This window comes from Clostridioides sp. LIBA-7678 (genome assembly GCF_056716065.1).
Map to the genome: position 1 here is coordinate 893,263 of NZ_CP196987.1, position 22,263 is coordinate 915,525.

The window sequence follows — 22,263 nt, forward strand, 5'->3', positions numbered from 1 at the left end:
GGAATTTGTTATTAAACTTAACTTTTAATATTGATTAATATAATATAAATTGGAGGTATAGTTATGAAAAAAGGAGCATTAAGCAATATAAAAGTACTTGACCTTACTAGAGTTCTTGCAGGACCATATTGTACAATGATGTTAGCTGATTTTGGGGCACAGGTCATAAAAATAGAAGTACCAAAAAAAGGTGATGATACAAGAAAATTTGGACCTTTTGTAAATGGAGAAAGTTTATATTACGCAAATATAAATAGAAATAAGAAAGGTGTGACTTTAAATCTTAAATCAGAAGAAGGTAAAAATATATTCTTAAAAATGGTAAAAGAGGCTGATGTCGTGGTAGAAAATTATAGACCAGGTGTAATGGAAAAGCTAGGGCTTGGTTATGATGAATTATCTAAAGTTAATAATCAAATAATATATGGAGCTGTGTCAGGTTTTGGATGTTATGGACCATATTCAGAGCGTCCAGGATATGATATTATTGCACAAGCAATGGGTGGACTTATGAGTATAACAGGAAATGAAGGCGGTGAACCAACAAGAGTAGGAAATGCTATGGGAGATGTATTGGGAGGTATGAATTTAACTATTGGTATACTTATGGCACTTAATGCTAGAGCGATATTTGGAAAAGGACAAAGAGTAGACATTTCCCTCGTTGATTCAGTTGTATCATCTCTTGAAACTGGTATACAGAGATATTTTGATTCAGGTCAGCCTGAACTTATGGGAAATAGATATGCTTCTGCTTATCCTTATGATTCTTTTAAGGCAAGTGATGGTAATTTCGTAATAGGTTGTGGTAATGACAAGTTGTTTGAAAGATTGTGTAAAAAGGTACTTTTTAGAGAGGAGCTTTTAACAGATGAAAGATTTAAAACAAATCTTAATCGTTGTGAATACCATAAGGCTCTTAAACCAGAAATAGAAAAATGGTCTATTAAGCACACCATAAAAGAAGCAGTTGATTTAATATCAGAGGCTGGAGTTCCTGCAGCACCTATTTATAGTCTTGGAAATGTCACAACAGATGAACATATTGCAAAAGCGAGAGAAATGATTGTAGATATGAAACATCCTATTATAGGAGATATGAGAGTTAATGGAAATCCAGTTAAGTTGATGACAACAAAATCTCAAATTAATGTACCAGCACCATCTTTAGGAGAAAATAATGAAGAGATTTATAGCAGTTGGCTCGGTTTTGATAGTGAAAAAATAAATGATTTAAAAGAGAATGGAGTTATCTAACTTTAGAGAAAAGTATAGAGATAATATTAATAAAATTAGAAAACAATTCAATACATCCATTGTTAAGGCATTTATGAATATACATAAAGGTTTTAGAATAATATCAAAAAAATGATTAAATAAATATTGCAAGTCAAATCTAAAATTATCAGTAGCATTTAAGATAGAAAAAGCTATTTGGACATTAAGTCTTTGTAGCTTTTTTTATTTTTGTTAAGAAATCTATACTATTGAGACAAATACGTAGTAAAGTATCAAAAATGAGACTGTATTCTCAAAAATGAGACTGGATTTTTTTAGTATTTTCTCGAAAATGAGACAAAAATATGATTTTATGGATTTTATTGTAGAAAAATTCTTTAATAAATTATGATTTAATCAGTTTTAAAGGTAAAACCTATTAAAAATTTAGTGAAATTTATGTATATTTTGTTTATTTCATTAAAAAAAACAATTTTTTAACAAAAATAATGGAATTTAATAGAAGTTGGCGTAGAACTTGCTAATATATATCAACAAGAAATGTAGAAAAAATAACAATGTATAATGGGGGGAATATGATGGGATTTGAAATGGAAAATTTGAAAAATCTTAAGGTAGAACTTAAGGATAAAGTCTGTGTTATTACTATAAATAGACCTAAGGCTTTAAATGCTCTTAATAATGACACTCTTAGAGAGTTATCTCAAGTTATTGATGTAATATCAGAAAACGAGGAAATATTAGGAGTTATTATTACTGGAGAAGGTAAAGTTTTTGTAGCTGGGGCTGATATACGTCAGATGCAAAACTATAAAAGTGAAGAAGGCAGAAGATATGCAGGTTATGCACAAGGGATTTTTGACAAAATTGAAGCTCTTGAGAAAACAGTAATAGCAGCAGTTAATGGATATGCACTAGGTGGTGGATGTGAACTTGCTATGAGTTGTGACATTAGAATTGCATCAGAAAAGGCTATATTTGGACAGCCTGAAGTTAATTTAGGAGTAATTCCGTGTTTTGGTGGAACTCAAAGATTATCAAGACTTGTTGGAACTGGGATAGCCAAAGAATTAATTTTTACAGGAAGGCAAGTAAATGCAGAAGAAGCTAAATCTATTGGTCTTATTAATAAAGTAGTTCCAAATGATGTGCTTTTAGAAGAGGCAATGAAGATGATGAATCAAATAGTTGAAAAAGCACCAATAGCAGTAAGATATGCAAAAGTAGTTATTAATAAAGGAATAGATATGGATTTAAAAAATGCTCTTGAACTAGAGAAAGATATTGCAGGTTTAACTTTTGCTACAAGAGATAAACAAGAGGGTATGGATGCATTTATAGAGAAGAGAAAGCCAGTTTTTGAGAATAAGTAGCTATTATAACCAAATTGGAATAAATGTAGAAAATATTCAAAATCTAAATTTCGTGAAGAAACACACAGAGTTTAATTTTAAAAGGAGTTAATTTATGAATGCGGGAGTAATTATAAGTTTAGTAGGGATTATTATAGCCCTATCCCTTCTAGTTGTAATGGTTATGAAGGGAGTAAATATTTTTATAATAGCAATTGTATGTTCACTACTAGTTGCTATAACAGGAAATCTAAATGTATATAATGCACTCAAGGTGGATTATATGGCAGGTTTTGTTGGGTTTCTCCAGGCGAATTTCTTTATTTTCCTAACAGGTACTTTAATGGGAAAAATAATGGAGATTACTGGTGGAGCGAAATCTATTGCTAAGATGATTGTAAGATGGATTGGTAAGGATAAAGCACTACTCTCTATTCCAATAGCTTGTGGAATATTAGCCTATGGAGGAGTAAGTGTTTTCGTTGTAAGTTTTGCAGTGTTTCCGATAGCTTTGGAAATCTTTAAAGAAGCTGATTTGCCACGTCGATTTATACCAGCAGCCTTGACTTTTGGATGTTCAACTTTTGCAATGGTTGCACCAGGAGCACCACAGATTCATAATATTGTTCCAGCTTCAACATTAGGGACAGACATTATGGCTGGTGCAGTAAATGGATTTATATCATGTGCAGTAATGTTTGTTGTTGGAAGCATCATTTTATACAGAATGGTTTCAAAAGAAAAAGCCAATGGTGGGCATTTTATAGCACATGAATCAGATATATTTGATGAAGTAGCAGCAACTAATTCGAAGAGAGGAAATGGTCCTAATGGTCTAATTGCGTTAATTCCATTAATAGTATCAATATTAATAATTAATGTAAAAATTAATGGACAAGCAATAGTACCAATTGAGGTAGGAGTGTTTATTGGAGCGTTATTAGTATATTTATTGTTAAATAAATATCAAGATAATTCCAAAATAGTTGGACATGTTGGTGATGCATGTAAAACTACAGTAGTAGCAATATGTAATACTTGTGCTGTAGTTGCATTTGGCTCAGTTGTAAAATCAGCAGTTGGTTTTGACTTTATAGTTAATGCTATGACTAATATTCCTGGACCTCCTATTGCAGGAGCTGCCGTTGGAACTACAGTTATTGCAGGTATATGTGGGTCAGCTTCAGGTGGACTTGGAATCGCGGCTCCACTTCTTGGACCAGTATTTTTAGCTAAGGGTGTTTCTGCAGCTGCATTAACTAGAACTATGGCAATTTCATCAGCAGCATTAGATTCACTTCCTCATAACGGATATATCGTTACTGTAACAAATGGTCTATGTAAAGAATCACATAAAGATGCTTATATGCCAATATTCTGGGTGACTGTTTTGACCCCAATTATTGGAACCGTAGTAGCAGTTCTTATGTTTACGATGTTCCCAGGATTACCATAAAAGAAAAGATGAAAAATATACATTATATTTTGATATTGTAAAACTAATTTTCAAAATATGTACAATAAATTTTATGATTTAATACTATAAATAAAATATTTAAAATACCAAATCGACAGTATAAGGAGGAATTAAAAGTGTTAAATAAACCATTAGAAGGTGTTAAGGTAATTGACTTAACATATTTTGTAGCAGGTCCAGGAACTTCTAAAATATTAGCTGACTGGGGTGCGGATGTAATTAAGGTAGAGCCAAGCTTTGGAGACCCGGGAAGAAAGACAGGGGCAACAATGACAATGCCAATAGATGATTATAATAATCCTTTTTACAGTACATATAATTCAAATAAAAGAGGTTTGTCTATAAATCTTAAGAGTGAAGCTGGAATTGAAATTATGGATAAGCTTTTAAGTGAAGCAAACGTGTTTGTTTCAAGCTATAGAACAGGAGCATTAAAAAGGCTAGGTCTTGACTATGAATCATTAAGTAAAAAACACCCACATCTTATCTGGGGACAAATAAATGGTTTTGGTGATTTTGGACCTGCTAAGGACAATGCAGGATTTGATACAGTTGCCTTTTGGGCAAGAAGTGGAGCTATGCTTGATATAGCAGAGAAGGATACAAGTCCAATAAACCCACCTATAGCCTTTGGAGATGCGACAACTTCTTGTAGCTTATCTGGAGGTATATGTGCAGCTTTATACCAACAAGCTAAGACTGGAAAAGGTCAAAAGGTAATGGCATCTTTGTTTGGACAAGCAATATGGAATGCATCATCTTTATTGGCATCTACACAGTTTAGTGATGAGTATCCAAAAACTAGAAAGAATGCCATTTCTCCAGTAATAAATTCTTATCGTTGTAAGGATGGAAAGTGGATATTCTTAAGTATCCTAGAACATGAAAGATATTTTGAGGCACTTTGCAGATTATTTGGAAGAGAAGATTTGATAAAAGAAGAGAGATTTGCATCTTCAGTAGAAAGTAAGAAAAATGCTACAGAGCTTATTAATATTTTAGATGGTGAGTTTGCAAAATTTACTCAAAATGAGATGGTTGAAAAGCTTACTACTGCGGATATAGCCCATGAAAGAATTCAGCATGTTAATGATGTAGTAACTGATGAACAGGCTATTGCTAATAACTATATATATGAACATACAAGTAAAAATGGAAATAAGACAATGCTTGCATCCACTCCAGTTAAGTTTGGAAATATTGAAGTTAATATGACTTGTGATGCCCCACTTATAGGAGAACATTCAGATGAGATATTGAGAGAACTTGGATACAGTGATTCTGATATAGAAGCTCTAATTGAATCTGGAATTGTAGCAATGAATAAAGAAACATGTGAACTATGTTAATAAATAGGAGGAAATTTTATGGATTTTAGATTAACAGAAGCCCAAGTAATGCTTCAAAGAGTAGCAAGAGAATTTGCAGAGAAGGAAATAGCACCAATAGCTGCAGAAATAGATAAAACTGGTATTTTCCCAAGAGAACTTTTTAGCAAAATGGCTAAAATAGGATTTAATGGTATTGGGACACCTGTTGAATATGGAGGTTCTGGTGGAGCAGATATAGAAAAGGTAATTGTTGTTAATGAGGTTGCCAAAAAATGTGCAGCATCTGCAGCAATACTATCAATACACACAATATATGCTCAAGCTATTTTGAAATTTGGTACTGAGGAACAAAAGAAGAAATACCTTCCGATGATGGCTGAAGGTGGGTGTGTAGGAGCTTTTGCTTTAACTGAGCCTAATGCTGGTTCAGATGCTGCAAGAGCTGCAACAACTGCAATTATTGATGAAGCAACTGATGAATATGTTTTAAATGGAACTAAGTGTTTTATTTCTGGTGGAGGTCAAGCAGAATCATTAGTAATATTTGCATTGACAGAACCATCAAAGGGAATAAAGGGGATGTCTGCTATTATAGTTGACAAAGGTACTCCAGGTTTTTCAATAGGAAAAATTGAAGAAAAAATGGGTATACATGGTTCAGAAACTGCAGAATTAATATTTGATAACTGTAGAGTTCCAAAGTGTAACCTATTAGGAAAAGAAGGAAAAGGCTTCAACATAGCTATGACTTGTCTAGATGGTGCAAGAATTGGAGTTGGAGCTCAAGCTGTAGGAATTGCTGAAGGGGCTTTAGAAGAAAGTATCAAATATTCTAAAGAAAGAGTTCAATTTGGCAAGCCAATTTCAGCTTTGCAAGGTATTCAATGGTATATTGCAGATATGGCTACTATGGTGGAATCAGCAAAATTGTTAGTATATTATGCTGCGGATTTGAAAGCTAGAGGTGAAAAACACACTAAAGAAGCTGCCATGGCAAAATACAATGCATCACGTACTGCAAGAGAAGTTACAAATCTAGCTCTCCAAATCCATGGAGGATATGGATATATGAAAGATTATCCATTAGAGAGAATGTACAGAGATGCTAAGATAACAGAAATTTATGAAGGTACTTCAGAAATACACAAGGTTGTTATTTCAAGAGCAGTACTAGGATAGGAGGAAGATTATGAATATAGTTGTTTGCTTAAAGCAAGTTCCAGACACTAATGAAGTTAAAATAAATAAAGAGACAGGTACACTAATAAGAGATGGTGTACCAAGTATAATCAATCCAGATGATAGAAATGCTTTAGAAGAAGCTTTAAAAATAAAAGATGAACTGGGAGCAGTGATTAAGGTTATAAGCATGGGACCTCCTCAAGCTAAAAACGCTTTAAAAGAAGCTTTGGCAATGGGTGCTGATGAGGCATATTTAATTTCAGATAGAGCTTTTGGTGGCTCAGATACTTGGGCTACATCTACAATTATTGCTGCTGCTATAGAGAAGGTCGGAAAGTATGATGTAATATTCTGTGGAAGACAAGCTATAGATGGAGATACAGCTCAGGTTGGACCAGAGGTTGCAGAATTTTTGGGAGTTCCACAGGTTACCTATGCAAAAGAAGTAAAGGTTCAAGGTGATAAATTACTAGTAACTCGCTATACAGAAACTGGAGATTACTTAATAGAAGCAAAGATGCCAGTTTTATTAACTGCTATAAAAGAGTTAAATAATCCAAGATATCCAAGTGTTAAAGGAATCTTAGAAGCTTACAATAATGGAGATGCAAAAATTACTGTGTTAACACTTTCAGACTTAGATGTTGATACAACTCAAATTGGATTAAAGGGTTCACCTACAAATGTTTACAAGTCGTTTGTACCAGTTAAAGACAAACATAATGAAATAATCGAAGGTATAAATAAGAAAGAAAAAGCTGAAAAGTTAATAGAAATACTATTCGATTTGAAACTAGTATAGGAGTGTTAAGATGATGAGAGCAAAAGTTAATCAAAGTATAAATTTAAATGACTATAATGGAGTTTGGGTAATAGGAGAGCAAAGGGAAGGAAAAATTAATCCAGTTACTATAGAACTTATTGGTGAGGGAAGAAAGCTTGCTGACCAATTAGGAAAAGAGCTTTCAGTTGTAATAGCTGGATATGAAGTAGATAAAGAAGTGAAGGAATTACTTCACTATAGTGTCGATAAAGCATATTATATAAATGACCCTCTTCTTAAAGATTTCACAACTGATGGATATGCAATTTCAATTGCAGATTTAATTGAAGTGAAAAAGCCAGAGGTGGTACTAGTTGGAGCTACTTCTATAGGAAGAGATATTGCACCTAGAATTGCAGGTAAAATTGGAACAGGTCTAACTGCTGACTGTACAAAACTTGAAATAGATTTAACAGACAATAAATTATTACAAACGAGACCAGCCTTTGGTGGAAATTTAATGGCTACTATCGTTTGTCCTAAAAATAGACCACAGATGTCAACTGTTCGCCCAGGGGTTATGGCAAAAGCTATAAGAACTGAATCAGAGAATGGAGTTTTAGAGGTTGTTAATCCAGGACTTACTGAGAAAATGATTAGAACTAGATTAGTAGAAATGCTTCCACAAGAAAAGAAATCTATAAATCTAACTGATGCTAGAATAATAGTTTCTGCAGGAAGAGGATTAAAGAGGGCAGAAGGATTTGAATTAATAAAGGAATTGGCTGATAAATTAGGGGCAGAGATTGGTGCTTCAAGAGCCGCAGTAGATTCAGGGTGGATAGAGCATTCCCATCAAGTTGGACAAACAGGAACTACTGTTAGACCAGAGTTATATATTGCATGTGGTATATCTGGAGCAATACAACATTTAGCAGGTATGAGTGATTCTAAGTATATAGTTGCTATAAATAAAGATTCAAAAGCACCTATTTTCAATATATGTGACTATGGAATTGTAGGGGATTTATATGAAATCCTACCTGAAATGATAGAGTCATTAAATAGGTAACTTTTAGAAAACATTGAATATATAGAATGGTAAGTCTTATAATATTGTATTGTAAGACTTATTATTTTTGCTGAAGGTTATAGTGGAGGGATGAAACAATGAAAGAGCACTGGTATAAGGATATATTTGCAAGAGTATTATCCATGACTGATGATGGTTTTATTGTTGTAGATAAAGATGGAGTAATCATAGATATTAATGATAAATATTGTGATTTCTTAGGGAAAGCAAAAGAAGATATAATAGGACATAATATACAAATTATTATACCAAATACAAAAATGTTAGATGTTATGAGAGATAAATATTGTGAAGAAGGAGCCATACACCATTACTCAGGTGGAGAAACAAAAGAAAAAAGTGTAATAGTAAGTAGATCTTATGTGGAAAATGACAGTGGAGAAGTGGTTGCAGGTGTAGCTCAAGTTAAATTTAGATTACAATCATTTGATGTAGCTAAAAAGTTAATGTCAGAATATATGGAACTCCAATATTATAAAGAACAGTTTAAGGATAAATGTAGTTTTGATAAGCTCATAGGTGAAAATAAAGATTTCATAGAGCTTAAGAAAACAGGTATGAAAGCTTCTAAAACGAACTTCTCAGTACTTTTGACAGGGGAAACAGGTACAGGTAAAGAAGTATTTGCTAGAGCAATTCATAATAATAGCAGTAGAGCAGACAAACCTATGGTTAGTATAAACTGTGCTGCAATACCAGAAGAACTATTAGAATCGGAGCTATTTGGATATGACGAAGGAGCTTTTACAGGAGCAAAAAAGGGAGGCAAAAAAGGTAAGTTTTTAGTTGCAAATAATGGCACTATCTTCTTAGACGAAATAGGTGATATGCCTTTGACGATGCAAGCAAAACTTTTAAGAGTTCTTCAGGAAAATGAGATAGAACCAGTTGGGGGTCTTAAAACGATAAAGATAGATGTAAGAGTAATCTCTGCTACAAGAAAGAATTTAAGTAAAATGGTTGAAGAGGGATTATTTAGAGAAGATTTATACTATAGGTTAAATGTAATAAATATTCATATGCTGGAATTAAAGGACAGACAAGATGATATTTTGTTGTTAGCAAATTACATATTAAACAAATTAAATTCTGAATATAAGGAATTGAAGGTTTTAAGTGATAAGGTTAAAAATTGTTTTATTAACTATATTTGGCCAGGAAATATAAGAGAACTACAGAATGTAATAAAAAGTGCTTATGCTGTAAGTGATGATATGGTCATTATGATGTGTGACCTTCCATCTAAAATGGATAATATCAGTAGAGTGGCTCAATGTAATGTGGACAGTAATTGCTCAATTCATGAAATGGTGGAAAATTATGAGAAGAGTTTAATTATTGATGTGTTAACGAAGTATAATTGGAAATGTTCCAAGGCAGCAGAAGTTATGGGAATACATAAAAGTCTTTTATATAAGAAAATAAAAAAGTACGAAATTGAATTAAAGTAAATTCAGCATTTAAATATGATTTAATTGTTTTGGGCATAACAAAACCCTCCTAGTTTTAGACAGATTTACGTATTTTAACTGTCTTCTAAGAGGGTTATAGTCCAAATTCAAAGTGAATTTTATCTAGTCTTTACAAAAGCTGTTTTGAATAGGTTGTTATTTAATCATAATTTTCTACTTCTTTATCAAGTTCTTTTCCACAAGAATCACATTTATATATAGCATTATATCCGTAATCATATTCATCAACTATTTTCTTTTGTCTAAATACACCGCCACACTCACATAAGAAACCGCTTTTTATAAGTGTAACAATAAATTGTGACTTTATAAATTTTATATCATTACATTTGTCATTAGTATAAAATGTATAAATGTAAGAGTTATCACATTCATCTCTTAATTCAAATTTTTCAATATATGTGCTGTTTTTTAATTCCTCGAATTCTTCTTTAGTCAAGTATGATTTTTGTTGCAATTCCTGTAAGCGTTTAATTTGGTCCATCATTTATATCCTCCCAATAATTTTAGTGTTTTAAGCTTAGACAAGGATTCTAAGTTTTATTAAATTTATCTCAAGGAATTATTTAAATCATATTTAGTTTTATTAATGATAAGATATATAAATTAGATAAAATAAAACTAATTGTAAAAATAATATCCTATGAAAACCTAAATTACTAACCCCTTACTAACCCGAAAACTAAAAAAGAAAAAAGAAAAATATATCCAAACATAAGTGATATATAAATAAAAATATTCTATATAAATTTAACTTTAAATATTCTGACAATAATATATAAAAATATATTATAGTTAAAATATACCACATATTTTGGGTATTGTATACTGGAATTAAGGTAATTAATTTATTTTTTAACATGCAAATGATTGTGTAAAAAAAAACAAGACTCAAAAATTTTTATATTCTTTGATAGAATAAAAATGAGAGTAAATTTATTGAATTTTATAAAATTTATAAGGGGTGAGTTTGGGATATGCAAGAAAATAAAAATGATATATTTGAATCAATAGATAATGATGATTTTGATAATAAGACAGAAGATGAATATTTAGAAATAGTAAGAAAAAATGGATTGAATTTAATATACATAAAAAATCAAACAGAAGAGATATGTTTAGAGGCTGTTAGACAAAATTGTAATGCAATAAAATGTGTTCAGAATCAAACAGAAAAAATATGTTTAGAAGCAGTTAAACAAGATTGGAGAATGTTAGAATTTGTGGAAGAACCAACAGAAGAAATTTGTATGTTAGCCATTAATCAAGATGGAACAGCATTAAAATACATAGAAAACCAAACAGAGGAATTGTGCTTAAGGGCTGTTGAAAAAAATGGTGCTGCATTGGAATATGTAAAAGAACAAACAGAAGAAATATGTATAGAAGCAGTAAGAAATAGTGAATTTGGGTTAGCTAGGGTAAAAAAACAAACAGAAAAAATATGTATGGAAGCAGTTAAGCATTGCAGTTACAATCTAAAATGGGTAGAAAATCAAACAGAAGAAATATGTATGGAAGCAGTGAGACAGAATGGGCTTGATTTGAAATTTGTAAAAGAGCAAACAGAAACAATCTGTTTAAGAGCAGTAAGACAAAATGGAATGGCGCTAGAATTTGTAAAGGAACAAACTATTGGTATATGTTTAAAGGCAGTGAGACAATACGGAATGGCATTAAAATTTGTAAAAGAGCAAACAGAAGAAATTTGTACAGAAGCTATAAAACAAGATAAAAGAGCACTTAGTTTTGTAAAAGAAAATAAAGAAAAATATAAAGTTTTATGTGATAATAATGAGCCATTTGCAAAACGCTATGTTAGAAATGTAATAGAAAAAGAAAACAGAGCATTGATTAAAAAGGGAGAAGAAAATGCAAAAATCAAAATTGCAGGAAAACTTTACGATAGAGGAATGTCATTTCAAGATATATCAGACATAGTAGAGATTGAAATAAGCAAATTAAAAGTGAGTTTAGGCATCTTTTAAAGCAATAAATTTAGGTATTTTTTTAATTGAATAGTTAATAAAAAAATAATCAACTAGTTCTTTGTAGTATAGTAAAATTAGTGCTATAATTTGACATATAATAAATTATTTTTATTGAATAAGGGGGAATTAAAGTTGAAGATTACCATATTATATCAAACAAGAAGTGGAAACACAGAAAAGGTAGCTAAGATGATAGAAGATGGAGCTAAAAAAGTAGATGGTGTAGAAGTTAAACTCATGAGATTTGACAATATTGACTCAGATTATTTAAGTGAAAGTAAGGCAGTGATATTTGGAACACCAACTTATTTAGCAAATACAACTTGGGAAGTAAAAAAATGGTTTGATGAAGATTCAAGAAAAGTCAACTTAGCTGGAAAATTGGGGGCAGTTTTTGCTACATGTGACTATGTATGTGGAGGTCCAGATGTTGCGATACTTACTATAGTAGGTCACTTGATGGTAAAAGGTATGCTTGTGTACTCTGGAGGAGGCTCTTTAGGGAAACCATTCATACATTTGGGACATGTACATTCAGTTGAAGGACCAGAAGTACAAAATGAGAAGGCCATAATATTTGGCGAAAGAATTGCTACTAAAGCAAAAGAACTATTTGCTTAATTTCTATATGCATAATAAGAATTATAATAAATTTAAATTTTTAGTGGGGATTTGGTGTAAAAGTTATAAAATAAAAATTTTTCCATAAAATTACTCAAGATAAATTATGATATAATTATAAATCAATTATATTATTAAAATAATTAAAATTAAACATTAATAGTGAGGGAAGTTTATGGTATGGCATATAGAATATGAAATTTTTTCTGCAATTATAGTTATTTTTTTAATGGTATATTTTTTTAGAAGTAAATTTATACCTACGTTACAAAACAAAATATATTGTGCACTTTTAGTATTCTCATTTTTATTTATAATTTCAAATATTTTAGGCTCATTTTGCCTAAATAATGTAGATGAAATTCCAATTTTTATTACTGTTTTATTGAATCAAGTATATTTATTATTATTGCCAATACCAGCAGCGCTTGTATCGTTTTATGTTATGGCTATTATTTATCAAGATATAAGGTATATGAAAAAAAGATTATTATTTTTATCTATACCACTCATAATTTGTATAATCTTATCTATCACAAATCCTTTTACACATATTCTATTTGGATTGTCAAAAGAAACAGGTTATATACGAGGTTATGGATATGTTGCAACTTTTGCATCGTTTTTCTTTTATGCAATATATTCAGCATTTTTGTCTTTTAAATATAGAAAAGCGATGCATGAATCAAAAATATGGGCTATTAGAGGTTTTCTTATAGTTTCAGTTGTAGCAATTATATTACAGGCAATATTTTTACAGTATCTTCTTACAGGAGCTGCATGTGCATGTAGTTTACTTTTGACATATCTTTCTATGCAGAATCGAGGTCTTATTATTGATGACCTTACTGGTGTACTCAATAGACAATCTTTTATTCAAGAGTTAGATTTAAATATCAATACTGAACAATCAGGATTTATTATTACAATTGCACTTGATGACTTTAAATTTATGAATGAAACTTTTGGGACTAAAAATGGAGATATTGCATTAAAAGAAGTCGGAAAATATTTGATTCACATACATGATGTAAATCATGTATACCGAATAGGTGGAGATATATTTTCTATTGTTGTAAATAGTCAACTAGGTATACAACCAGAGGAGATTATTAAAAAAATAGAAGAAAGATTCAAAAAACCTTGGTTAGTAGAAGAGATAAATTTTAATTTGGCAACTAGTATTGCTGTTGTTTATTATCCCGAAAATGCTGAAACAACAGAAGATGTCATAGTTGCTATAGATTTTTCTATACATGAGGCAAAGCGTTCTGAGTCAAAGCATGTTATTTATGCAGATGCATCTATAAGTGAGAAGATAAAGAAGAAACATGTGATTAAAAATTGTTTAAAAGAGGCATTAGAAAATGATGGATTTGAAGTGTACTATCAACCAATATTCTCTAATAGTAAAGGTAGGTTTACTTCAGCTGAAGCATTACTTAGGATGGAACATAAAGACTTGGGATTTATACCTCCAGATGAATTTATAACAATTGCAGAACAAACAGGGTTGATTAACTCAATTGGGTTAGTGGTTTTTGAGAAAGTATGTAAATTTATAGCTAGTGATGATTTTAAAGATTTGAAATTAGATAATATAGCTGTTAATCTTTCTGTAGTGCAGTGCATGCAAAAAAACTTGGCTGATGATTTACTTTATCTTATGGATAAATACAATGTATCACCAACTAAGTTTAAACTTGAAATTACAGAAACTGTGGCATTAGGTTCTTTTAATATAATTAAAGAAACGATGGAAAGATTGATTGATTTAGGAGCTAAGTTTTCACTTGATGACTTTGGAATTGCTTATTCTGGAGTTACTAATATGCTTTCTTTGCCATTCTCAATAATTAAGTTAGATAAGAGTTTGATTTGGTCTATGAATGAAGATGACAGGCACAAACTTACAGTTGAAACTATTATAGCTCTTATAAATAAATTGAACATGAAAGCTGTAGCAGAGGGTGTTGAGACTGCTGAATGTGCTGAAGACTTGGCAACTATGGAGTGTGAATATTTACAAGGTTATTATTTTTCTAAGCCAGTTCCAGAAGATATTTTGAAAAATCTATTGAGAGGAAACGCACTTGTAGACTAATATCCTTTATTTTTTTAATTACAATTTTGTTCATTGACACTGTCAGTTATATATTATAAAATTAACACAATAACAAATATTAAAATTATTATACATATTATTAATATTAATTCCTAAAGTAAAGATTTATTATATATTTTTATAACTTAGAATATATATTTTACTTAATTATTCTAAAGTAAGAAAGGAAGATGTGACATGAATAAAAAGAAAATATTAGTACCAATTGATGGGACAGAGAGAAGTATGCATTCTTTGGAATTTATACAAGGAATATTCAAAAAAGATGAAGTCGAAGTAGAAATAATGAATGTAAAAGAACTAGTATTTATTGATGGCATATCCCTGGCTGAAGAAATAAAGAATTCTGAGAACTTAGGAAGAAGAATCCTGGATAAAGCAGCAGAGATAATGGGTGAGTATGATGTTAAAGTACACTTTACTTTTGGATATCCAGGAGATGAAATAATTAGAAAAGCAAAAGAAGATAATGTAGATTTTATAGTTATGACAAAATCTACTAAAAAAGGTCTTACAAGAATTATAGGTTCAGTAACAGCGAGTGTAGTTAAACAAGCAAAGTGCATAGTAATGATTGTACCGGAGTAGAATTAGTGAGGTATTTGAAATATGAATAAAAAGATAGTAGCAGTTTGTGAAAGTGAAAGAAGTTTAAATTCTCTTAAGGAAGCTGCAAATGATTTAGGATTTGATTTAGTTTATGAAATTCAAGAGAATGATAATATAAAAAATGAACTTTCAATTTATGATATAGAAGATGCATCTATTGTATTATTTGTTACAAGCGATTCTATAGAAAGTATAGATAAGATTGACAGATTCATAGATAGAGAATTTTATGAAGTTGATCCAAAATATATAATAGAAGATGCAAAATCTATAATAAGTGAAATTTTAATAGACTTAAATTAATCGTGGGTGTCGCACTAAAAATAGGGCGACGCCTTTTTATGTATTTTATAAGAAAATCCCAATTTATTTAAAATTGAGATTTTCTATAAAATAGAGTTAAAATAAAGTATAAGCTTAATCATGTTGAAATAACTGAATAACATCTTCTAAATGATTGTACATTGATGTGTAACCTAAGTCAGAATCTTTATTGTCAAATGCTATTATTATATTATTATGATGGCTAATCATATCCTGTAAAGAGTTTCTATATTTAAACCCAAAGTATTGGTTAGAAGACACTGTTTTAGGTATTAACTCATAATATTTTATAAAAATTGGATTATGAGAGGCCAATATTATTTCCTTATGAAATTGTAAGTCAGCATCATAACATTCTTCTATAAAACCTTGAGAAACCTTATCTAGTTCTTCTACTGACTTCAAATAGGCATGTCTTATTTTTTGAAGTTCTTTAGTAGTAGCATTTAAAATTGCCAATCTTGTAGCTTCACTTTCTATAAGTTGTCTTGACCTTAAAGATTCAACATAAAATTCTTGTATGTTGTGATTTTTATATACTTCATTATCATCAAACAGGTCAATTTTTTTGAATCCTTCAACTATAGGGCTTGAGTAAGGTATAGCCCTAAGTATTCCTTCTTTACAGAGTATGTCTATGGCGTTTCTTACAGGGATTCTACTTATATTAAACAAGTCAGCAATCTTTCTCTCACTTGGTAATTTACTATTAATTTTAAAAGTTCCATTTAAAATATTTAATTTAATATAATCAATAATTTTTTCAGTGGCATTTAAGTTTTTCATAAGAACTCCTAAACATATAATTTTTTTATGATTGTATTATATCATAGTTAAGAGTTAAATCTAGTTTTTTATAATATGTATAAGATAAGATAGAAGCCATTATAGCTATAATAGCTAAGGTAAAATAACCATATTGCATTGAAATATAATCTGATATTTTACCAACTAACATTGGAAATATAGACATTCCTATAGCATAAATTGCTTGAAAGAATCCCATTGCAGTAGATTTCTGATGTTTTGGTACATTTTTCATAGATTCACTAGTAAGGTAAGAAAGGAGTATACCTGTAGACATACCTGGGAGTAATTGTAATATAAAAATTATAGTAATATTTTTTACTGTTGGAACTAGAAAACAATAAACTGAAATAAAAAGAAATACTAGAGGAATCCAAAACTTAGGCCCATACTTGGTACAAAATTTAGTAGATGCAAATCCAGAAAAGGCAACAGCACACAACATATAAAATATAGAGGATAGACCTATAAGGGTAGAGCTAGAACCTAAGTCTTTAAGAATTTGAGTAGTAAATGACATCGTTGTAGACATTTGAATACCTTGTTGAATCAATGCCATAAAAGAAAAAAATATAAGTCTTTTATCCATACATATATAGAGAGAGTCTTTAATAGATATTTTTTTTAGTATATTATTTGAGTTGTGTTCTTTTATATTTAAAGCTAGGATTGTTCCAATAGCTGAAGATGATACACTCATAATACATAGAGTTGTCATTCCAAATTTTTCATAAAATAAAGTACTCATAACAAATCCAATTAACATCCCTAGATTGTTTACTAATATTATTATGCTTGTAGATTTTTGTTGATGTTTTACAGAAAAAAAGTTGGTGTAGTGGACCATGTAAGAAATCCAAGTTGATGATGATATTCCAGATAGAATATTAGCTATAAGAAAACCACTACCTCCAGGAGAAAAGATTCTTATAAGAGAGGCTAAACCAGCAAAGAAAATTCCTGACAGTATAAATATTTTATGTTTATTTATTGAGTCAGCAAAGACTCCAACAGGAAGTCTTAGTAAACATTGTGAGATTCCATAGGCACCTATTATTATACCTATCATGTTTGTAGACACATTACAGGCATTCAAATATGGATTTTGAAATGGTATGTATACATATTGCGAAAACCAGAAAAATGCAACAATAATAAGTAAAAGTAGTTTTTGATTAGATATTTTTTTCATATTATCCTCCAAATGGTATTTTTATAATGCAAATAATATACCATTTAGAATTTTTAATCAAGTATTTTATGATTAAAAAATAAATTAAATATATAATTATTATTTACTAAAAAATTATATTTTATAGTTGAATTAAGAAAACGCTTGTGTTAATATTAAGTTAACAAATTTGAATATTATAACAGTAGACGTGTTACTGGTAATGCAGGCAAGATCGAATCAATTTTTATAGATTATCTATAGGGTACTATGGGTATAATCTATTTATTTGGTTCGATTTTTTTGTTTAAATGGCCATAAAACAAAAAGCCTATAATTTAAAATGGAGGATTTTTTATGGATTATAAAAATATAGCTCAAGAAATTCTACTAAACGTAGGAGGAAAAGAGAATATAAATGAAGTGACTCACTGTATGACAAGGCTTCGATTTAAGGTTACGAATTCTTCTAAAGTGGATAAAGAGAAGTTATCCAAGACAGAAGGAGTAATAACTGTTGTTGAGAGTATGGGTCAAATACAAGTTGTAATTGGTAATAAAGTAAAAAAAGTATACGACGAGGTCATAAAAATGGTTCCTCAAACAAATGAAGTAAGTAAAAGAAATGAAAATCAGGAAAAACAAGGTATAATGAATTCGATATTATCTGCAGTAGCTGGTATATTCACACCAACAATACCTGCTATAGCAGGAGTTGGTATGATTAAAGGTATTTTATCAGTCCTTGCAATGTATTATATGAATAAAAATGGAGTGGATATAAAAGAAACTCAAAGTTATATCATTTTAAATGCTATGGCTGATTCCATATTTTACTTTATGCCAATTATACTAGGATATACTGCGGCTAAGGTATTTAATGCAAATAAAATAATATCAATGGTACTAGGGGCTACACTTTGTTATCCTGCTTTTACAACTTTGATGGCAGGTGAAGAGACAGTTAGATTTTTAGGGCTGGTAGTAACTAAAGCTACATATACATCATCTGTTATTCCAATAATTATTGCTATATGGGCTCTTTCATATGTTGAAAAAGTATTAGAAAGGTATATCCCTGAAGTAATCAAAATAATAATGGTTCCCACACTATCATTAGTTATAATGCTACCTGCAACATTATTTCTATTTGGACCAATTGGGATATATATAGGAAATGTAATAAACTTTTCTTATAAGTATATTTATGAACTAAGCCCTGCATTGTGTGGAGCTTTTGTAGGTGGTTTATGGTGTGTGTTGGTTATATTTGGTGCACATAGAGCGCTGTTGCCAATAGGTATAAGTGATGTTGCTCAGACAGGAAGACAAAATTTATTGGCATTTGCAGGAGCTGCTAACTTTTCACAAGCAGGAGCTGCCCTAGGGGTATTCTTCAAAACCAAAAATCAAGGTCTAAAAACAATTTCTATGTCTGCAACTATAACAGCTCTATTTGGTATAACTGAACCTGCAATATACGGTGCTAATCTTAGGCTGAAAAAACCTATGGTATGTGCTGTAATATGTGGTGCAATTGGAGGTGCCATAATGGGAATGGGTGGAGCTTATGGTAACGCATTTGCAAACCAAGGTGTTTTAACTATACCTGTATATGCTGAAGCAGGTACATTAGGATTTTTAAGTTATTTAGGAGGTTGTGCTATAGCATTTTTTGGGTCAGCTATTTCAACTTATATAGTTGGATTTGAAGATTTAGAAGAAGTTTCAAAAGAAGAGAGTTCAGTTATAAAAATAGAAACACAAGATGGTGTTATTGATATAACTTCTCCTGTTGAGGGCGAATGTATAGAGTTATCAGAAGTAAAGGATGATGTATTTGCATCAAAAGCTATGGGAGAAGGTATAGCTGTATTACCTACAAAAGGAGTAATAACAGCACCTACTGACTGTGAAGTAGCTTCTTTATTTCCAACATTACATGCAATAGGATTAAAGCTAGATAATGGAGCAGAAATGTTAATACATGTTGGAATTAATACAGTAGAGTTAAATGGTAAATACTTTACAAAACATGTCAATCAAGGAGATTTAGTGAAGAGAGGCGATAAACTTATATCCTTTGATATAGATAAAATAAAAAAGGCTGGTTATGATGTAACTACACCAGTTATAGTAAATAATACATTTGATTTTGGACAAGTAGTTTCTTGTAAGCCTAGTTATGTATCTACTAATGATAATATTATTTCATTAGTACTAGCTAATAACTAAGTTAATTTAACTAGAAATAAGTAAAAAATGAATAATCAAGTATATTAAAAAAGTGAGCTTACTGCAATGAATTAATAAAGAAAATAATTAATGTAAAAGGAGAAATATTTATGAATACAGGATTTCCAAAAAAATTTTTATGGGGAGCATCATCCTCTGCATTTCAAGTAGAAGGAGCTTGGGATGAAGATAATAAAGGCAAAACCGTTGCTGACTACAATTCTTTTAAAAAATCTCATTTACAAGCAGATACTAAGATAGCATCAGATTTTTATCATAACTATGAAGAAGATATTGAATTAATGAAAGATTTAGGGATGAAGACCTATCGTTTTTCAATTTCATGGGCTAGAATAATTCCAGATGGTGAAGGAGAGATAAATCAAAAGGGTATAGATTTTTATAACAAGATAATAGATAAACTAATAGAGTGTGATATTGAACCATTTGTAACTTTATACCATTTTGACCTTCCATTTGCACTAGTAGAGAAATACAATGGATGGGAAAGTAGAAAAACTGTTTATGCTTTTGAAAAGTTTGCTAAAATATGTTTTAAGTATTTTGGAGATAGAGTAAAGTATTGGCAACCTCATAATGAACAGAATCTAATTGTTAGAGTAGAGGAGCGAATTAATATATATGATGAAACAGACCCATGGAAGATAGATAAGATGCGTGCTCAGATGGATTACAACCTTTGTCTAGCACATGCATTAGCAGTTAATGCATGCCATGAAATGATAGAAGGAAGTAAAATTGGAGCAGCTGTATCATCATCTGTAACATATCCTCTTACATCCAAGCCAGAAGATGTGTATGCTGCTAGAATGAATGATAACTTTAAAGTGTACTATATGCTTGATATGCATCATTATGGAGAATATCCAGGATATTATATGAATTACCTTGAAAAAAGAAATATAATTCCTCATATGGAAGAAGGGGACAAAGAAATACTTAGAAAATCTAAAATGGATTTTATAGCTGTAAATTACTATAGAACAAATTGTGCAGAAGCCTTACCTGAGGATTCGCAACATCCACTTGGCTTAAGAGAAGGAACTGTTGATTTTAGTATGTATGGATTATTTAAAATGTCGATGAATCCTAATCTGAAAGCTTCAGAATATGGAGCATCAATAGACCCATCAGGTCTTAGGGTAGCTTTAAATGAATATTGGCAAAGATACCACTTACCTGTTATAATAACTGAAAATGGACTTGGAGCTAAAGATGTATTAGAAAAAGGAAAAATTCATGATGACTATCGTATAGATTATTTAAGAAGTCACATAAATGCATGTAAATTAGCTATTGAAGATGGTGTAGAGATGATTGGATATTGTCCATGGTCATTTACAGACCTTTTAAGTTCTTCACAAGGTTTTAATAAGCGTTATGGACTTGTTTATATAAATAGAACAGACCATGAAGTTTTAGACTTACAAAGAATAAAGAAAGATAGTTTTTACTGGTATAAAGAAGTTATAGAGAACAATGGAATAACAAAATAAACATAAATATATATTGAGGGTTTTAGTATGTATATTACAAAGGTATTAAACAATTCATTGCTACTTGCAAAGGATGATAATGGCGAAGAAATAATATTGATGGGGAAAGGTATTGGTCACAATTATAAGGTTGGGTCTGAGTTGAATAAAGAAGATATAGAAAAGACCTTTGTTCTTCATGATGAAAATACAAAAAAGAGTATTATACAACTTGCATCAGAAATAGATGCAGAATACTTTGGTATAGCTCAAATGATAATCGCATATGGAATAGAAAAATATAACTTAAAACTTATGAACCATATATATTTGGCTTTAACTGACCACATCGCCTTTGCAGTGAGACGCTTTAAAGAAGGTATAATGATTGAAAATCACTATTTGTTTGAAATAAAAGAGTTTAACCCAAAAGAATATGATATAGGAAGATATGCAATTACTGTTTTTAAAGAGGTTCTTGGCTTAGAGTTACCAGAAGAGGAAATTGGTAATATAGCAGGTCATTTTATAAATGCACAACAGGATAATCCCTATAGTGATAGAAATAAGAGAAGTGCTAAGATTGTAAATGCTATTTTGCAGATAGTTCATTATCACTTTTCTATTGTATATAATAAAGAGTCATTTTATTATAGGAGATTTGTAATGCATCTAAAGGCATTTTCACAAAGATTTCTAGCCAATGAACCATCAAAAGAAAAGATAGATTTTATTTATGAGCAAGTTCAAAAAAATTGTAAGGAAGAGTATGAATGTGTAAAAAAGATAGGAGCTTATATATACAAGGAGTATTCTAGAAAATTGCCTAAACAAGAGGAATTATATTTAATGATTCATGTTCATAAGATTTTAGGAGAATTAGATGAAAATTGTTAGAATATCTTAGTATATTAGTAATCTGATAACAAAAACAAGAATTAATTAAATTTTAATAAGGAAATTACTTAAAGGGGC

At 30.4% G+C, this 22,263-nt stretch carries 19 protein-coding genes; 16 read left to right on the forward strand and 3 right to left on the reverse strand.

The window, feature by feature from the left end:
* Positions 1-63 precede the first annotated feature (63 nt).
* The 8 genes from ACTG46_RS04430 to ACTG46_RS04465 all read left to right on the forward strand — a co-directional run bounded on the left by ACTG46_RS04430 (position 64) and on the right by ACTG46_RS04465 (position 9,888).
* Positions 64-1,257: a CoA transferase gene (locus ACTG46_RS04430; protein ID WP_167640437.1), complete on the forward strand. Its 1,194-nt coding sequence runs from the start codon at positions 64-66 to the stop codon at positions 1,255-1,257.
* A 557-nt stretch (positions 1,258-1,814) separates the two neighbouring features.
* The gene (locus ACTG46_RS04435) at positions 1,815-2,612 is read left to right on the forward strand and encodes an enoyl-CoA hydratase-related protein (protein WP_479923676.1); all 798 of its coding nucleotides are present in this window, start codon (positions 1,815-1,817) and stop codon (positions 2,610-2,612) included.
* 94 nt (positions 2,613-2,706) lie between these two features.
* Positions 2,707-4,047 (forward strand): GntP family permease, encoded by a 1,341-nt coding sequence (locus ACTG46_RS04440; protein ID WP_054269435.1) that lies wholly within the window; start codon positions 2,707-2,709, stop codon positions 4,045-4,047.
* Positions 4,048-4,184: 137 nt separating this feature from the next.
* Complete coding sequence (locus tag ACTG46_RS04445) at positions 4,185-5,417, forward strand: CaiB/BaiF CoA transferase family protein (protein WP_054269436.1); 1,233 nt, start codon at positions 4,185-4,187, stop codon at positions 5,415-5,417.
* Positions 5,418-5,435: 18 nt separating this feature from the next.
* Complete coding sequence (gene acrC / locus ACTG46_RS04450; protein ID WP_479923677.1) at positions 5,436-6,578, forward strand: acryloyl-CoA reductase; 1,143 nt, start codon at positions 5,436-5,438, stop codon at positions 6,576-6,578.
* 10 nt (positions 6,579-6,588) lie between these two features.
* Complete coding sequence (locus ACTG46_RS04455) at positions 6,589-7,383, forward strand: electron transfer flavoprotein subunit beta/FixA family protein (RefSeq protein ID WP_054269438.1); 795 nt, start codon at positions 6,589-6,591, stop codon at positions 7,381-7,383.
* A 13-nt stretch (positions 7,384-7,396) separates the two neighbouring features.
* Positions 7,397-8,416 (forward strand): electron transfer flavoprotein subunit alpha/FixB family protein, encoded by a 1,020-nt coding sequence (locus ACTG46_RS04460; RefSeq protein ID WP_407814548.1) that lies wholly within the window; start codon positions 7,397-7,399, stop codon positions 8,414-8,416.
* Positions 8,417-8,514: 98 nt separating this feature from the next.
* Positions 8,515-9,888, forward strand: a complete 1,374-nt coding sequence (locus ACTG46_RS04465; RefSeq protein WP_054269440.1) for a sigma-54 interaction domain-containing protein — start codon at positions 8,515-8,517, stop codon at positions 9,886-9,888.
* A gap of 160 nt (positions 9,889-10,048) precedes the next feature.
* On the opposite strand, the gene ACTG46_RS04470 is transcribed toward ACTG46_RS04465, so the two are convergent.
* Entirely contained in the window at positions 10,049-10,396 is a 348-nt protein-coding gene (locus ACTG46_RS04470; RefSeq protein WP_236730050.1) for a hypothetical protein, read from the reverse strand.
* 490 nt (positions 10,397-10,886) lie between these two features.
* On the opposite strand from ACTG46_RS04470, the gene ACTG46_RS04475 reads away from it, so the two are divergent.
* From ACTG46_RS04475 to ACTG46_RS04495, 5 genes are all read left to right on the forward strand, one after another.
* Positions 10,887-11,897, forward strand: a complete 1,011-nt coding sequence (locus tag ACTG46_RS04475; RefSeq protein WP_054269441.1) for a DUF4116 domain-containing protein — start codon at positions 10,887-10,889, stop codon at positions 11,895-11,897.
* Positions 11,898-12,032: 135 nt separating this feature from the next.
* Positions 12,033-12,521, forward strand: coding sequence for a flavodoxin family protein (locus tag ACTG46_RS04480; RefSeq protein ID WP_054276085.1), 489 nt, complete (start codon positions 12,033-12,035; stop codon positions 12,519-12,521).
* 175 nt (positions 12,522-12,696) lie between these two features.
* A complete protein-coding gene (locus tag ACTG46_RS04485; protein WP_054276086.1) occupies positions 12,697-14,625 on the forward strand; it encodes an EAL domain-containing protein in 1,929 nt (642 codons plus the stop codon).
* A gap of 198 nt (positions 14,626-14,823) precedes the next feature.
* On the forward strand, positions 14,824-15,234 hold the full coding sequence (locus ACTG46_RS04490) for a universal stress protein (RefSeq protein ID WP_054269444.1): 411 nt from the start codon (positions 14,824-14,826) through the stop codon (positions 15,232-15,234).
* Between the two features lie 21 nt (positions 15,235-15,255).
* Positions 15,256-15,558, forward strand: coding sequence for a PTS sugar transporter subunit IIBC (locus ACTG46_RS04495; protein ID WP_479923678.1), 303 nt, complete (start codon positions 15,256-15,258; stop codon positions 15,556-15,558).
* Between the two features lie 114 nt (positions 15,559-15,672).
* Here the strand turns inward: ACTG46_RS04495 and ACTG46_RS04500 are convergent, their stop codons facing one another.
* Both ACTG46_RS04500 and ACTG46_RS04505 read right to left on the reverse strand, forming a co-directional pair.
* Positions 15,673-16,365 (reverse strand): FadR/GntR family transcriptional regulator, encoded by a 693-nt coding sequence (locus ACTG46_RS04500; RefSeq protein WP_054269445.1) that lies wholly within the window; start codon positions 16,363-16,365, stop codon positions 15,673-15,675.
* A 25-nt stretch (positions 16,366-16,390) separates the two neighbouring features.
* A complete protein-coding gene (locus ACTG46_RS04505) occupies positions 16,391-17,578 on the reverse strand; it encodes an MFS transporter (RefSeq protein WP_074179204.1) in 1,188 nt (395 codons plus the stop codon).
* Positions 17,579-17,914: 336 nt separating this feature from the next.
* Here ACTG46_RS04505 and ACTG46_RS04510 point away from each other — a divergent pair, with 336 nt between their 5' ends.
* From ACTG46_RS04510 to ACTG46_RS04520, 3 genes are all read left to right on the forward strand, one after another.
* Positions 17,915-19,792, forward strand: coding sequence for a beta-glucoside-specific PTS transporter subunit IIABC (locus tag ACTG46_RS04510; protein ID WP_167640433.1), 1,878 nt, complete (start codon positions 17,915-17,917; stop codon positions 19,790-19,792).
* Positions 19,793-19,902: 110 nt separating this feature from the next.
* Positions 19,903-21,309 carry a glycoside hydrolase family 1 protein gene (locus ACTG46_RS04515; RefSeq protein WP_479923679.1) on the forward strand — a complete coding sequence of 469 codons (1,407 nt, stop codon included), beginning with the start codon at positions 19,903-19,905 and terminating at the stop codon, positions 21,307-21,309.
* 27 nt (positions 21,310-21,336) lie between these two features.
* A complete protein-coding gene (locus ACTG46_RS04520; protein WP_167640431.1) occupies positions 21,337-22,185 on the forward strand; it encodes a PRD domain-containing protein in 849 nt (282 codons plus the stop codon).
* Positions 22,186-22,263 lie beyond the last annotated feature (78 nt).

What these genes read in the sequence shown, in the direction of transcription:
- ACTG46_RS04460 (WP_407814548.1), top strand. Translation starts at nt 7,397, where the DNA reads ATGAGAGCAAAAGTTAATCAAAGTATAAATTTAAATGACTATAATGGA.
- ACTG46_RS04435 (WP_479923676.1), top strand. Translation starts at nt 1,815, where the DNA reads ATGATGGGATTTGAAATGGAAAATTTGAAAAATCTTAAGGTAGAACTT.
- ACTG46_RS04455 (WP_054269438.1), top strand. Translation starts at nt 6,589, where the DNA reads ATGAATATAGTTGTTTGCTTAAAGCAAGTTCCAGACACTAATGAAGTT.
- ACTG46_RS04440 (WP_054269435.1), top strand. Translation starts at nt 2,707, where the DNA reads ATGAATGCGGGAGTAATTATAAGTTTAGTAGGGATTATTATAGCCCTA.
- acrC (WP_479923677.1), top strand. Translation starts at nt 5,436, where the DNA reads ATGGATTTTAGATTAACAGAAGCCCAAGTAATGCTTCAAAGAGTAGCA.
- ACTG46_RS04475 (WP_054269441.1), top strand. Translation starts at nt 10,887, where the DNA reads ATGCAAGAAAATAAAAATGATATATTTGAATCAATAGATAATGATGAT.
- ACTG46_RS04515 (WP_479923679.1), top strand. Translation starts at nt 19,903, where the DNA reads ATGAATACAGGATTTCCAAAAAAATTTTTATGGGGAGCATCATCCTCT.
- ACTG46_RS04465 (WP_054269440.1), top strand. Translation starts at nt 8,515, where the DNA reads ATGAAAGAGCACTGGTATAAGGATATATTTGCAAGAGTATTATCCATG.
- ACTG46_RS04510 (WP_167640433.1), top strand. Translation starts at nt 17,915, where the DNA reads ATGGATTATAAAAATATAGCTCAAGAAATTCTACTAAACGTAGGAGGA.
- ACTG46_RS04430 (WP_167640437.1), top strand. Translation starts at nt 64, where the DNA reads ATGAAAAAAGGAGCATTAAGCAATATAAAAGTACTTGACCTTACTAGA.
- ACTG46_RS04500 (WP_054269445.1), bottom strand. Translation starts at nt 16,365, where the DNA reads ATGAAAAACTTAAATGCCACTGAAAAAATTATTGATTATATTAAATTA.
- ACTG46_RS04520 (WP_167640431.1), top strand. Translation starts at nt 21,337, where the DNA reads ATGTATATTACAAAGGTATTAAACAATTCATTGCTACTTGCAAAGGAT.
- ACTG46_RS04485 (WP_054276086.1), top strand. Translation starts at nt 12,697, where the DNA reads ATGGTATGGCATATAGAATATGAAATTTTTTCTGCAATTATAGTTATT.
- ACTG46_RS04490 (WP_054269444.1), top strand. Translation starts at nt 14,824, where the DNA reads ATGAATAAAAAGAAAATATTAGTACCAATTGATGGGACAGAGAGAAGT.
- ACTG46_RS04470 (WP_236730050.1), bottom strand. Translation starts at nt 10,396, where the DNA reads ATGATGGACCAAATTAAACGCTTACAGGAATTGCAACAAAAATCATAC.
- ACTG46_RS04505 (WP_074179204.1), bottom strand. Translation starts at nt 17,578, where the DNA reads ATGAAAAAAATATCTAATCAAAAACTACTTTTACTTATTATTGTTGCA.
- ACTG46_RS04495 (WP_479923678.1), top strand. Translation starts at nt 15,256, where the DNA reads ATGAATAAAAAGATAGTAGCAGTTTGTGAAAGTGAAAGAAGTTTAAAT.